Raw genomic sequence first — 13,638 nt, forward strand, 5'->3', positions numbered from 1 at the left:
ATGATTCTCTACTTTGAAAAGGAGAAGATACTATGAAAAAAGACTATGCGAGTGTTACACCGGCGGGCAAAAAAACGTCTGTGCGCTGGTTCATCGTGTTTATGCTGTTTCTTGTGACCTCTATTAACTACGCGGATCGAGCGACGCTTTCCATCACCGGAGATTCCGTCCAGCATGATTTGGGGTTGGATTCGGTCGCCATGGGATATGTCTTTTCTGCCTTTGGCTGGGCCTATGTCATCGGACAGCTTCCGGGCGGCTGGCTGCTGGACCGTTTTGGTTCAAAGACTATCATTGCGTTAAGCATCTTTTTCTGGTCGTTTTTTACGCTGCTGCAAGGGGCGATTGGCTTTTTCTCAGCCGGCACAGCGATTATCCTGCTATTTGCACTGCGTTTTCTGGTAGGCTTATCAGAAGCGCCTTCATTTCCCGGAAACGGCAGAGTTGTTGCCTCATGGTTTCCAAGTTCCGAGCGCGGGACAGCTTCAGCCTTTTTTAATTCAGCACAATACTTCGCAATCGTCATATTTTCTCCTTTAATGGGCTGGCTCACCCACTCTTTCGGCTGGCATTCCGTCTTCGTTGTCATGGGGGCTGCGGGGATTCTTCTGGCTGTCATCTGGCTAAAAACGGTGTATGAACCGAAAAAACACCCAAAGATTAACGAAGCTGAGCTTGCGTACATCGAACAGGGCGGCGGGCTGATTTCCATGGATGACAGTAAAAGCAAACAAGAAACAGAATCGAAATGGCCGTATATCAAACAGCTGTTAACGAACCGCATGCTGATTGGCGTGTACATCGCGCAATATTGCATTACGACTCTCACCTATTTCTTTCTCACATGGTTTCCGGTATATTTGGTTCAGGCCCGCGGCATGTCTATTCTAGAAGCTGGGTTTGTCGCCTCCCTGCCGGCGCTGTGCGGATTTGCCGGCGGCGTGCTTGGAGGTATTGTGTCCGACATCTTACTCAAAAAAGGCCGTTCACTGACCTTTGCTAGAAAAGTGCCAATCATTGCCGGCATGCTGCTGTCTTGCAGTATGATCGTCTGCAACTATACAGCTTCAGCGTGGCTCGTCGTTGTTATTATGTCGCTCGCGTTTTTTGGAAAAGGCTTCGGCGCACTGGGCTGGGCTGTCGTGTCGGACACGTCTCCGAAAGAGTGTGCAGGACTGAGCGGCGGTTTGTTCAACACTTTCGGAAATATTGCCTCGATTACAACACCGATTATTATCGGTTACATCGTCAATGCCACAGGATCATTTAATGGCGCGCTCGTGTTTGTCGGCGCTAATGCGATTGTTGCGATCCTCAGCTATTTGCTGCTGGTCGGCCCGATTAAACGGGTCGTGTTAAAGAAACAAGAACAAGACCCCGATCAATCATTGCCTGTCTAATATTTATGAAAGCGCTTTATAAAAGGAGGAGAAAGCATGGGTTCATCGATACAAGAGCAGGTTCAAAAAGAAAAGAGATCGAATATTCCCTCAATTTCAGAAATGAAGGTGATTCCGGTTGCGGGACATGACAGCATGCTGCTGAATCTAAGCGGAGCGCACAGCCCGTTTTTCACCCGGAATATCGTAATCTTAACAGACAGCAGCGGAAATCAGGGAGTCGGTGAGGTGCCAGGCGGAGAGCGTATTCGCCGCACACTGGAGCTGGCAGAGCCGCTTGTTGTCGGAAAATCTATTGGTGCGTACCAGGCGATATTGCAAAGGGTCAGAAAGCAGTTTGGCGATCAGGACAGGGGAGGACGCGGAATCCAGACTTTTGATTTGCGCACCACTGTGCACGCCGTCACCGCATTGGAAGCGGCTTTGTTAGATTTACTTGGAAAATTTCTTCAGGAACCTGTCGCAGCTTTGCTTGGCGAAGGGAAGCAGCGCGATGAAGTGAAAATGCTTGGTTATCTTTTTTACATCGGTGACCGAAAGCGGACGACCTTGCCGTATCAAAGCGATGAGCAGTCAGATTGTGCGTGGTTCCGTCTGCGCCATGAGGAAGCGCTGACGCCGGAGGGCATTGTGCGTCTTGCCGAATCCGCACAGGAGCGCTATGGCTTTCAGGATTTCAAGCTCAAAGGCGGGGTGCTGCGGGGAGAAGAAGAAATCGCAGCTGTTACCGCCTTATCGAAACGTTTTCCGGAGGCAAGAATCACCCTTGATCCGAACGGGGCATGGTCATTAGAGGAGGCTATCGCATTATGCAAAGGAAAGCAAGATGTACTCGCGTACGCTGAAGATCCATGCGGGGATGAGAACGGCTACTCCGCTCGCGAAGTGATGGCTGAATTCCGCCGCGCGACAGGGCTTCCGACTGCGACAAATATGATTGCGACAGACTGGCGGGAAATGGGTCACGCGATTCAGCTTCATGCGGTGGATATACCGCTGGCTGATCCGCACTTTTGGACGATGCAAGGGTCGGTGCGGGTTGCGCAAATGTGCCATGATTGGGGTTTGACATGGGGCTCACACTCCAACAACCACTTTGATATTTCCCTTGCGATGTTTACCCATGTGGCAGCAGCGGCTCCGGGGCGCATCACGGCGATTGATACCCATTGGATCTGGCAGGACGGCCAGCGATTAACGAAACAGCCTTTTGAGATTACCGCTGGCTGTGTCAAAGTCCCGGATAAACCTGGGCTAGGCGTCGACATTGATATGGAACAAGTGGAAAAAGCGCATGAGATATACCGGAAAATGAATGTAGGCGCCCGAAATGACGCGATCTCTATGCAGTTTCTGATCCGCAACTGGGAATTTGACCGGAAGCGCCCGTGTCTTGTGCGATAAGTTTTATTGTAAATATTGTCATATCGGCTATTTTGTCTTACAATTGAACAACTGAAGGGAGAGTTGTTCGTGTACGAAGGTTTAGAGGATTTGAAAGTCGATACAGTCAATCGGAAAACATTAGCCAAACAGGTCATCGAACGGATTGTCCATTTATTATCGAGCGGCCAGTTGAGGGCCGGAGACAAATTGCCGACAGAAATGGAACTGATGGACATTTTGCATGTCAGCAGGCCGGTGCTTCGGGAGGCGCTCAGTTCACTTGAAACGCTGGGCGTCATTACGAGAAAAACCCGCGGGGGCACATATTTCAACGATAAAATCGGCATGCAGCCATTTTCCGTCATGCTTGCCTTGGCGACTGATAATCTTCCGGCAATCATTGAAGCGCGGATGGCGTTAGAACTAGGGCTTGTGACGATTGCCGCGGAAAAAATCAATGAGGATGAGCTTCAGCGTTTGCAGAAGACAATCGACGATATTGCCAACAGCACTGACAATCTTTATGGTGAAGCGGATAAAGAGTTCCATCGAATTATAGCGTTAAGTGCCAATAATCCCGTTGTAGAGGGGATGATTCAATCCCTCTTAATCACCCATGCGAAAATTGACAGCCAAATTCCGTACAGGGAGAGAGATGTAACGGTCGAATATCACAAAAAAATCTACGACGCCCTTGCCAATAGAGATCCTTACAAAGCGCATTACCACATGTATGAGCATCTGAAATTTGTCCGTGACAAAATTTTAAAAGGGCTGGATGAAAAATAATGGTGAGATAGCCGCAGTTGAAACGTAGGAGCTGCGGTTTTTTTAAAACCAATTTAGAAAACGCTTACTAAGATATGAGGAGTGATTTTCATATGGCGATGAACCTAAGGCAAAACCAAGCGCCCCTCTACATCAAAGTGAATGACACAGATAACACGGCGATTATTGTAAATGATGGAGGACTGCCAAAGGGCACTGTTTTCTCATGCGGGCTCGTCCTTGAAGAGGATGTCCCTCAAGGCCATAAGGTGGCCTTAACCGATCTCAATCAAGGGGATGAGATCGTGCGCTACGGAGAGGTGATCGGATTTGCTGATGAGACGATCAAGCGCGGAAGCTGGATACGGGAATCCCTCGTGAGAATGCCCGATCCTCCGGCGTTAGGCGATCTTCCTCTCGCAAACAGAGTGCCGAAGCCGCTGCCCCCTCTTGAAGGATATACATTTGAAGGATACCGAAATGCGGACGGCAGTGCGGGGACAAAAAATATTCTCGGCATCACCACAAGTGTTCAATGTGTCGTTGGCGTATTAAATTATGCGGTCAAACGGATCAAAGAAGAGCTGCTGCCGAAATACCCAAATGTCGATGACGTTGTGCCGCTGCATCATCAATATGGATGCGGCGTGGCGATCAATGCGCCCGACGCCGTCATTCCGATCCGCACGATTCAAAATCTCGCGAAGCATCCGAACTTCGGCGGAGAAGTAATGGTAATCGGATTGGGATGTGAAAAGCTCCTTCCGGCAAGAATTGCCTCTGAGAATGATGATGACATTCTATCGCTCCAGGATCATCAAGGTTTTGCGGCGATGATCCAATCCATTTTGGAAATGGCGGAGGAGCGGTTAATCAGGCTGAACAGCAGAACCCGTGTGACATGCCCTGTTTCAGATCTGGTTATCGGTCTGCAATGCGGCGGCAGTGATGCGTTTTCCGGCGTGACGGCGAACCCTGCCGTGGGGTATGCGGCTGATTTATTGGTTCGCGCAGGTGCGACGGTTTTGTTTTCTGAAGTGACAGAGGTACGTGATGCCATTCATTTATTAACGCCGCGGGCTGTCAGTGAAGAGGTCGGACAATCGCTGATCAATGAGATGAAGTGGTATGACAGCTATCTCCGGCGGGGAGACGCAGATCGAAGCGCAAACCCTTCACCAGGCAATAAAAAAGGCGGATTATCCAATGTTGTGGAAAAAGCGTTAGGCTCGGTGGCGAAATCAGGCACTAGCCCTATCTCCGGCGTGCTCGGCCCAGGTGAAAGGGCAGAGCAAAAAGGCCTGCTGTTCGCGGCGACACCGGCAAGCGATTTTGTGTGCGGCACCCTGCAGCTGGCTGCGGGCATGAATCTGCAGGTGTTTACGACAGGGAGGGGAACACCGTACGGCCTGGCGGCTGCACCGGTGCTGAAAGTATCGACGCGGCATTCATTATCAGAGCATTGGGCGGATTTAATCGATATCAATGCGGGCCGAATCGCGACAGGAGAGGCCAGTATCGAAGATGTAGGCTGGGAAATCTTCAGAACGATTTTGGATGTGGCAAGCGGCCGCAAACAAACGTGGGCTGACCGTTGGGGCCTTCATAATGATTTGTGCTTGTTCAATCCTGCTCCAGTGACTTGATTCATTTTTTATAGCGAAGAGATGGAATATGCTGTAAAATGCAATTAACGTCTAGGAAACGGAGGGGTTACAGCATGGCATTCATTAGATTCCGAGTGACACGAATTCAATAGTGAACAATTCTCGCCTGAATGAGGGAGAATCGGGATGAATCCGCCTATGTATGAGCCCTTATATGGTTATCAAAAAAGAGGGTGGCGATGCCTGCCTTCTTTTTTTGTACCTTCAATATCCCTTCTCTCTACTTCAGGCCGGAGCATGAGAAAGGGGAAATGGGGATGACAAACCTTACCGAAAAACAGCTAATTACAGAGATTGTCGGGTTTGCACGCAGCCAAGGTTTGACGGTTCATTCAAAGAACGCGCAATTGAATGAAACCGGAATGGACTTTCAAGTCGTATTTGCCGAGGACGATACAGGTATGCAATGGGTGCTGCGAAAGCCGCGTCGCAGTGATGTTGTGGAAAGAGCATCTGCGGAAGGCAAAACGCTTGCCTTTCTCCGCGCGAATCTGACAGCTGATGTGCCGGATTGGAGAATTCACACACCGGAATTGATCGCTTACCCAATGTTAAAAGGAACGCCGGCGGCTGAAATTGATTTGGAACAGAAACAATATGTATGGAACATGAATCATCAGCCACCATCAGACGATTTTGTTCATACACTTGCCGGCATACTGGCAGAATTACATGACACAAATCAAACAGCTGCCGGACAATCGGGAATAGAAGTGATAAAGCCAGAAGATTTCAGGCAAATGACAGCAGACTCTATGGTTGATGTGAAAAATAAGCTTGGTGTATCTAGTCAGCTTTGGGAAAGATGGCAAACGTGGATAAATGATGATGCATACTGGCCTGGTTTTTCTGCACTGATACACGGCGATCTCCACCCGCCGCATATTCTTATCGACCAAAATGAACGTGTCACAGGGCTTCTGGATTGGACAGAAGCGAAGGTTGCCGATCCAGCCAAGGATTTTGTTCTTTATCAAACCATTTTTGGGGAAAAAGAAACTGCCCGTTTACTTGAACACTATGATCGAGCAGGCGGCCGAATATGGGCAAAAATGCAGGAGCACATTTCAGAGATGCAGGCGGCGTATCCGCTGGAAATCGCCAAGCTCGCTCTGCAAACACAGCAGGAGGAGCACGTTCATATGGCGCTTGAAGCACTCGGTGTAACATCGGATTAAGAATTGACTTCATTTCATGAACCAAGTATTATAAACTTTACAAATAATAGAACGGAACAACAATCGTGAGGAAGAGTAAGTACGCATCAGAATGGAGGTTCAGAGAGTCGGTGGCAGGTGTGAACCGATCCTCCCCTGATGCCGAATGGGCTTCTGAATTGCTTTGCTGAACGGATAGTAGGCGATGCCGGGTTTCTCTCCCCGTTACTAAGAGAGGAGTATTGAAACATAGGTTTTCTGTACTTAGAGTGAACGGCTGTATAGCTGTTAATAAAGGTGGTACCGCGAGACCCTCGTCCTTTGCATAGGATGGGGGTTTTTTTGTGTTTCTTAAAGGAGGTGACGGCCAATGGACGATGGCTGGTGGTGCATAGCAGATGAATAGGAAAGGAGGATGTCAAATGGTCATTGCAACTGATGATCTTGAGGTCGCATGTCCTAAATGTGAAAGAGCGGGAGAAATTGAAGGAACACCATGCCCGGCCTGCAGCGGGAAAGGTGTTATTCTGACTGCCCAAGGATATACGCTTCTGGATTTTATCCAAAAGCATTTGAATAAGTAAAGGAGAATAGCTGAGCTGAGATGAGAAAAGAAGAGAAGAGGAAGTTTCGCGAGGCCGCTTCAGGTACAATTTTTTTGCTGATCGGAACGGTTTGTTTTGCGTCTAAGTCAATTTGGATTAAATGGGCCTATCAAATGGGTGCTGAGCCAGACGCGGTGTTGTTATACAGACAGCTGTTTGCTGTTCCGCTGTTTTGGCTGATTTTCTTGTTTTACCGTCCTTCAATGCCAGACGGCAATAAAAAAGGAGACCTAGTGAAGGCCTGTGTCGCGGGCGTGTTTTGTTTTTTTCTGTCTCCCTTGCTTGATTTTATCGGGCTGAACCATGTATCCGCAATGGTTGAGCGTATATTGCTTATGAGCTGTCCGATATTTGTAATCCTATTTACAGCGTGTCGTGATCGGAATATGGTTACAGTTCAGGACCTTTTCACAGTGCTGGCGGTCATGTTTGGCCTTTTCTTTGCGCTTGGCGGATGGGATACTGAGCTCTTTCAGGCAAATATGATTGGATCTGCATTCATTTTGTTATCCTCGGCCGTCTATGCTGGTTATCTTGTTCTTTCCGGGCGGCTCGTCCATCAAATCGGAGGCATCCGTCTTAATGCGTACGGGATGACAGCTGCCGGAGCGGCCATGATGCTTTACATTGGCATCAAATCGACAATCGGTCTGAATACACCAATAGCAGCATATCCGCCTGCTGTCTATGGTTTGTTTGTGTTAATCGCAGTCGCGACTACTGTGATTCCATTTGTGCTGATGCTTGAAGGCATAAAACGAATAGGAGCACAGCGAGCTGCCGTCATTTCAATGGCAGGGCCTGTCCTGACGATTTTCTATGGGGCTTTATTTCTTGGTGAACGGCTTCGGCTTATTCAAGCCATCGGGTGTGGTGCCGTATTCTTTGTCATTACGGTGATGGAATACAAGAAGCTGAAAACAGGAAAAAATGAATAATTTTTATAAAACACACACGTTTTTCAATTACAATAAGTGTAATTACGTGTGTGTTTTTTGATTTTGTAAAGGTTAGGTGAGAAGATGCAGAGCATATTGCTTGTGGAAGACGACCACTCAATCAGTGAAATGGTGGATCATTATTTAACTAAAGAAGGCTTTCGGATTGTACATGCTTTCGACGGAGAAGAGGGCATCCGGCTGTTTCAGCAGAGTTCATACGATTTAATCCTCCTCGATATCATGCTCCCGAAGCTGAACGGCATGGATTTTCTGAAAATCATCCGGGAAAGAAGCAATATACCGGTCTTAATGATTTCGGCAAAAGACGGAGAGGTTGACAAGGCATTGGGATTGGGTTTTGGGGCGGATGATTATATCGCCAAACCGTTTTCGATGATTGAGCTGACAGCAAGAGTAAAAGCCGCGATACGAAGGGCGACGCAATATTCAGCAGAGGAACCGGCTGAGAATAAGGTGATCCGGATTCACCAGCTTGCGATCGATATAGACAATGTCTCAGTTATGAAAAATGGAGAACCGCTTCAGCTGACATCAACAGAATGGCAGCTGCTGTGTCTATTTGCGGCAAATCCTAAAAAAGTGTTTACGAAAGAACAAATCTACCGTTCTGTCTGGAATGAAGAGTATTTTGGCGATCAAAACATTATTAACGTACATATGCGGCGGCTTAGAGAAAAGATTGAAGATGACCCCTCCTCCCCTCAATATATTAAAACGCTATGGGGCATCGGTTATAAATTAGGAGAGTTTTAGAATGACAGTGCTATGGATGGCCGCCGTCATCGTTCTGGCGTGCCTGAATGTGATTCAATTCATAATGAAAAAGAAGCGAGACGGGAATTTGGCATATATGGCAGAACAGCTTGGCTCCATGCTCAGGCAGGATTCGGCGGGGCGAATTTTGCTTCCTACAGACGATCAAGCGCTCAAAGACTTGCTTGTTAACATCAATCTTTTCCTTGAGAATCGTCAGCAGATCAGTGCCCGGTTTGCGAAAACAGAGCATTCCATGAAGCGAATGCTGACCAATATGTCGCACGACCTGAAAACGCCGTTAACGGTCATTCTCGGTTATATCGAAACCATCCAAAGTGATCCGAACATGCCAGACGAAGAGCGGGAAAGATTGCTGGGGAAGCTCCGCCAGAAAACAAATGAACTCATTCAGATGATCAATTCCTTTTTTGATTTAGCGAAATTAGAATCTGAAGATAAAGACATCCCAATCACCAAAGTGCATATGAACGACATATGCAAACGCAATATCCTGCATTATTATGACGCAGTTCAGTCTAAAGGCTTTCGTGCAGCCATTGATATCCCGGATACGCCGGTGTATGCGCAGGCGAATGAAGAGGCTCTGGACAGAATCCTGCAAAACCTATTGTCAAATGCGATTCAGTATGGCGCGGCCGGCAAGTTAATCGGACTGACGCTGTCATATGATGAGACGAACATTGCCATCACCATATGGGATCGCGGAAAAGGGATAAGTGAAACCGATCAGCAGCGGGTGTTTGAAAGGCTGTACACACTTGAAGAATCCAGAAATAAAGCATTTCAAGGAAGTGGTCTCGGTTTAACCATCACAAAGCGGCTTACAGAAAAAATGGGGGGCGCTATATCTGTCAAAAGCAAGCCGTACGAACGGACTGCATTTACGATCACATTGAAACGCATGACATTTTAAACGTAAGAATTTCGTAAGGTTTGAGAAATAAAAATGACAGGGCTCGCCGCTACAATAGAAAACAGGAAAAGAGAGGGAAGGAGAAACAAATTTGACTTATATCGTACAAACAAACGGACTGACCAAAACGTATCAGGGCAAAGAGGTTGTATCCGATGTCAGCATGCATATTAAAAAAGGTGAAATCTATGGCTTCCTCGGCCCGAACGGCGCGGGGAAAACAACTATTATGAAAATGCTGACTAGCCTTGTTAAACCGACAAGCGGTGAAATCAGCATCCTTGGGAATAAGCTCACCCACACGTCATATGAGGTGCTGGGGAACATCGGCAGCATGATTGAATATCCGATTTTTTATGAAAACCTGACAGCTGAAGAAAATTTAGAGCTGCATTGTGAATACATGGGATACCACAATAAAAAAGCCATTCAAGAAGTGCTGGATATGGTGAATTTAAAACAAACCAACGAGCAGCACGTCAAAACCTTTTCGCTCGGAATGAAGCAGCGCCTTGGAATTGCGCGTGCCATCCTCACAAAGCCGGATCTGCTTATTCTGGATGAGCCGGTGAATGGGCTTGATCCTCTCGGCATTAAAAAAATCAGGCAATTGTTTCAAGTGCTGAGCAAAGAATACGGGATGACACTGTTGATCTCAAGCCACTTGCTGAGTGAAATCGAACAAATTGCGGACACGATTGGCGTCATTCGGGACGGCAGACTGATTGAAGAGGTATCAATGGAGGATGTCAGAGGCCAGAACACTGAATACATTGAGCTTGTTACATCGAATCAGACAAAGGCCTGCTTTGTGCTTGAGAAAGAGCTGCATTTAACGAACTTTAAAATCTTAAATGAGAAAACGATTCGAATTTACGAGGCTGAAGCCTCTCAGTCTGACATATCCAAAGCGTTGATTTTGAATGATGTAGACATTGAATCAATGAACAAAAAGTATACGTCGCTGGAGGATTATTTTATCAACTTGATCAACGGCAATAGCATCAGTGCGTAAAGGAGGAGAGACACGTTGCTGAATTTGATCAGAATTGAATTAAGAAAAATGAAAATAGGCTGGTATGTCAGAGGCGCCCTCATTGCCAACCTGATTATTATGGGCTTTTTATGGCTGATCAGTTATTCCGAAAAAGCTGATGGCGGGGTTTCGTTCCAAAGCATGGAGGAAGCGTTTCTCATCATCGGCACCTTTGTCAGATCAGTATTTATCATTTTTGGCGCAGTGCTGATCGCAAAATTGGTGATTTCGGAATATAAAAACAAAACCATTCTTGTGATGTTCACGTACCCGATCAGCCGTAAAAAACTGCTTACAGCTAAGCTCATGATCGCGGCCGGACTGACGTTTATCACGATTTTACTTTCGAATATACTCATAGCCGCAGTTTTCTTTGGGTTGAACTCGATATACCATTTTACACCAGGTGAGTTAACTTCTGAAATCATTTCTCAGCAGGCGGTAAAAATGGCGGTTTTCACTTTTGGCGCCGCTGGAACGAGTTTAGTTCCCATCTTTTTTGGGATGCGTAAACACTCCGTTCCAGCAACCATCATTTCGTCTATAGTGATTGTAACACTCACTAGTCAAACAAGTCCGGGCTTCTCAATTTCATCTGTTGTGTATATCCCATTATTTCTAGCAGCCCTCGGTTTCATTTTTTCCTGTTTGGCGATCAGGAATGTAGACAAACAGGATGCTTGAAATAACGCGCCCGCAAAATCACAAAAGGCCGATGCTGTCAGCGCCGGCCTTTCTATTATGAGTCTGTTCTTGTTTCAAGATAATGCTTCTTGCCAATCTCTTTGCTCATCATATAGAAATGGAAGCAATATTCACCGATTGCCATGGCGATCGCGCCGAATAAAGCCGCCAACGCAACTTCACCGCCAGTCATCCCCAGGGAGAGCGGCATGCCCATCAGCCAGATCACGAGAAAGGCCAAGCCAAAATCAGCCAAAGTTGCAATCATATTATTCCATCTCGGCAATACATACAGATCCCCAAGCAAATAAGAAATAACCCCTAACACTATCGTCATTAACAGCGTATCTCCAAACGTGAAACCAAAGCCCAGACCAAGCACCAGATACAACACAATAATCGTCATAATACCTTTAATCGCGAGCGCTTTCACATGTGTCATTGCATTTCCTCCTTTTGTCAGTTGATTTGTTATGTATAATTCCTCAAATGTAAAAACTTAAACCTTATTTCGTACTTTTTCGGATCCATATATAGGAGGAGATCACAGTGATGCTGATGTTTATGCTTTTCGGAGGCGGGTGCAAAAATTGCTGGGAGAGGGGGGCCAGCGCCCATACGTCAGCGGAAATTGCGGCGGCCGTCTCGCACCAGACGCTGCCTTGACGGCCAACCGCCCATTTTTCTTTGCAGCAAACAAAATGTTTGGTGTTTTTAGATGAATTAATTTAAAAACTTCTCCTGTCCCTCCGTCATCACTTCTGAAGTAATGAAATATGATGAAAAGAGATCAAGGGGAGGTGACGTGATGGCGGTCGTGAGAGCAACGAGTGCGGATGTCGATTTGATGGCAAGGCTGCTCAGAGCGGAAGCGGAAGGCGAAGGCAAGCAGGGGATGCTGCTTGTCGGCAATGTTGGAATTAATCGGCTGCGGGCGAATTGCTCAGATTTTAAAGGCCTCCGCACCATCAGGCAGATGATTTATCAGCCACACGCGTTTGAGGCTGTGACTCATGGATATTTTTATCAAAGGGCGCGAGATAGCGAGCGTGCCCTTGCACGCCGGTCGATTAATGGTGAAAGGCGCTGGCCTGCAAAATTTAGTTTATGGTACTTCAGGCCGGAGGGAAACTGTCCCGCCCAGTGGTATAACCAGCCGTTTGTGGCCAGGTTTAAGTCACACTGCTTTTATCAGCCGACGGCGGAGACGTGTGAAAATGTATATAACACATTTTAGAGACAGGACACCGTTCAAATTGAACGGTGTTTTTCTTTGAAGAAATGCAATGGAAAATATTCCTGTGAAAAGAACTGACGGAGATGACAGAATGGTAACAATCGACCTGCAAAAGAAAAGTGTAATGATCGTACTGGAAAAAAGCAAATAACGAAGGTGATGGCTCGTGTCGGACTGGTTCTTGATATAACGGGACGGTTCAACATGTGGTGGAGCGGAATTTGGCAGTGGCTGATCAGTTTGATGAGTTGCTGGATGTATGTGTGTATGATAATGAATATTCCCGATAAAAGCCAGTTTCAGAAAAGGATTTTTCGGGCTATGTCGAGCGTGGAATTTAAAATAATGACCGCTTGCATAAATTCGGCAGAAATGATGAGCCGCCGGTCATGAAGGACATGTTGCGCAAATATGTTGCGGAGGAACCGAGCTCGTATCCCGCTTTCATTGTTTTTATCAATGACGGAGGCTGTAAAAAGTCAATCAAACCAATTATTGAAGCCTCCTTTGATAAAACGGTGTTCTGGCAGTTTGGCGGCATTGGAAAATTGATTTTCTCAATAAACTCCATACGCTAGAAGGGCGTGTCGTTGGTAACACGAACTTCCTGTATATCGAAGAAATTGACCGCATTTCTGATGAGGAGCTTTATGATGCTCTGCCCTGCTGAATTTCCATTTTGGCTGAAAGAAGCGAAGGAAAAAGGAATTGTAAGAGATCAAGAGCCCTCTGCTGAAAACCCGAAAAAGAAGGGCTTTTTCAGCAGGTTGTTTTCGAAATAACTGATAAGGCACTGAGCCATTCTGCGAAATAGCTCGGTGTTTTTGTTTTTTTTAAGATCATGTGAAGAAAAATAGGCCGAATGGGCGGCTTGCAAACGACAGGATATGCAGAAAACGCGTCATTCAGCCAGCTTTCGGCATGTTTCAGCGGCAGGCTTGTGAGGGAAGACCTGTTTTTGATGTTCAGCGCTTACAATCGGTTCACACTTCTTCACAGTCGTTTAACAATGATTTCCTATAATGGAGACGATCAATGAGAAGAGA

Annotated in this window: 14 protein-coding genes, 2 pseudogenes and 1 other annotated feature; of the genes and pseudogenes, 14 read left to right on the forward strand and 2 right to left on the reverse strand. The window is 46.7% G+C overall.

Annotation, left to right across the window (positions count from 1 at the left end; genetic code table 11):
* Positions 1–32 precede the first annotated feature (32 nt).
* From gudP to CDO84_RS00540, 11 genes are all read left to right on the forward strand, one after another.
* Entirely contained in the window at positions 33–1,400 is a 1,368-nt protein-coding gene (gene gudP, locus CDO84_RS00490) for a glucarate transporter GudP (protein WP_014662633.1), read from the forward strand.
* A gap of 36 nt (positions 1,401–1,436) precedes the next feature.
* A complete protein-coding gene (gene gudD, locus CDO84_RS00495) occupies positions 1,437–2,804 on the forward strand; it encodes a glucarate dehydratase (protein WP_040084285.1) in 1,368 nt (455 codons plus the stop codon).
* 69 nt (positions 2,805–2,873) lie between these two features.
* Entirely contained in the window at positions 2,874–3,575 is a 702-nt protein-coding gene (locus tag CDO84_RS00500; RefSeq protein ID WP_040084284.1) for a FadR/GntR family transcriptional regulator, read from the forward strand.
* A 92-nt stretch (positions 3,576–3,667) separates the two neighbouring features.
* Entirely contained in the window at positions 3,668–5,200 is a 1,533-nt protein-coding gene (gene garD, locus CDO84_RS00505) for a galactarate dehydratase (protein WP_040084283.1), read from the forward strand.
* 278 nt (positions 5,201–5,478) lie between these two features.
* Positions 5,479–6,399: a macrolide 2'-phosphotransferase MphK gene (mphK, locus tag CDO84_RS00510; protein ID WP_040084396.1), complete on the forward strand. Its 921-nt coding sequence runs from the start codon at positions 5,479–5,481 to the stop codon at positions 6,397–6,399.
* A 56-nt stretch (positions 6,400–6,455) separates the two neighbouring features.
* Positions 6,456–6,703, forward strand: a binding site (T-box leader).
* 97 nt (positions 6,704–6,800) lie between these two features.
* Positions 6,801–6,962: an anti-TRAP regulator gene (gene rtpA / locus CDO84_RS00515; protein ID WP_003234807.1), complete on the forward strand. Its 162-nt coding sequence runs from the start codon at positions 6,801–6,803 to the stop codon at positions 6,960–6,962.
* Between the two features lie 20 nt (positions 6,963–6,982).
* Complete coding sequence (locus CDO84_RS00520; RefSeq protein WP_040084282.1) at positions 6,983–7,921, forward strand: DMT family transporter; 939 nt, start codon at positions 6,983–6,985, stop codon at positions 7,919–7,921.
* 96 nt (positions 7,922–8,017) lie between these two features.
* Complete coding sequence (gene ycbL / locus CDO84_RS00525; protein WP_080478300.1) at positions 8,018–8,698, forward strand: two-component system response regulator YcbL; 681 nt, start codon at positions 8,018–8,020, stop codon at positions 8,696–8,698.
* Between the two features lies 1 nt (position 8,699).
* The gene (locus CDO84_RS00530) at positions 8,700–9,635 is read left to right on the forward strand and encodes a HAMP domain-containing histidine kinase (protein WP_040084281.1); all 936 of its coding nucleotides are present in this window, start codon (positions 8,700–8,702) and stop codon (positions 9,633–9,635) included.
* Positions 9,636–9,726: 91 nt separating this feature from the next.
* Entirely contained in the window at positions 9,727–10,650 is a 924-nt protein-coding gene (locus CDO84_RS00535) for an ABC transporter ATP-binding protein (protein WP_040084280.1), read from the forward strand.
* 18 nt (positions 10,651–10,668) lie between these two features.
* Entirely contained in the window at positions 10,669–11,355 is a 687-nt protein-coding gene (locus CDO84_RS00540; RefSeq protein ID WP_080478301.1) for an ABC transporter permease, read from the forward strand.
* On the opposite strand, the pseudogene CDO84_RS21300 reads toward CDO84_RS00540, so the two are convergent.
* Together CDO84_RS21300 and CDO84_RS00545 are read right to left on the reverse strand one after the other, a co-directional pair.
* Positions 11,322–11,451: pseudogene (locus tag CDO84_RS21300) on the reverse strand (hypothetical protein); the annotation flags it as partial. The gene CDO84_RS00540 and the pseudogene CDO84_RS21300 overlap by 34 nt on opposite strands.
* A complete protein-coding gene (locus tag CDO84_RS00545; RefSeq protein WP_014662645.1) occupies positions 11,411–11,797 on the reverse strand; it encodes a YndM family protein in 387 nt (128 codons plus the stop codon). The pseudogene CDO84_RS21300 and the gene CDO84_RS00545, both read right to left, overlap by 41 nt.
* Before the next feature lie 366 nt (positions 11,798–12,163).
* On the opposite strand from CDO84_RS00545, the gene cwlJ reads away from it, so the two are divergent.
* From cwlJ to CDO84_RS00560, 3 genes and pseudogenes are all read left to right on the forward strand, one after another.
* On the forward strand, positions 12,164–12,592 hold the full coding sequence (gene cwlJ / locus CDO84_RS00550) for a cell wall hydrolase CwlJ (protein WP_014662646.1): 429 nt from the start codon (positions 12,164–12,166) through the stop codon (positions 12,590–12,592).
* 91 nt (positions 12,593–12,683) lie between these two features.
* Positions 12,684–13,374 (forward strand): annotated as a pseudogene (locus tag CDO84_RS00555) (VWA domain-containing protein).
* Between the two features lie 80 nt (positions 13,375–13,454).
* Complete coding sequence (locus CDO84_RS00560) at positions 13,455–13,631, forward strand: hypothetical protein (protein ID WP_003234785.1); 177 nt, start codon at positions 13,455–13,457, stop codon at positions 13,629–13,631.
* Positions 13,632–13,638: the final 7 nt, after the last annotated feature.

The organism is Bacillus sp. MD-5 (assembly GCF_002201875.1).
Taxonomy (GTDB): Bacteria; Bacillota; Bacilli; order Bacillales; family Bacillaceae; genus Bacillus; species Bacillus stercoris.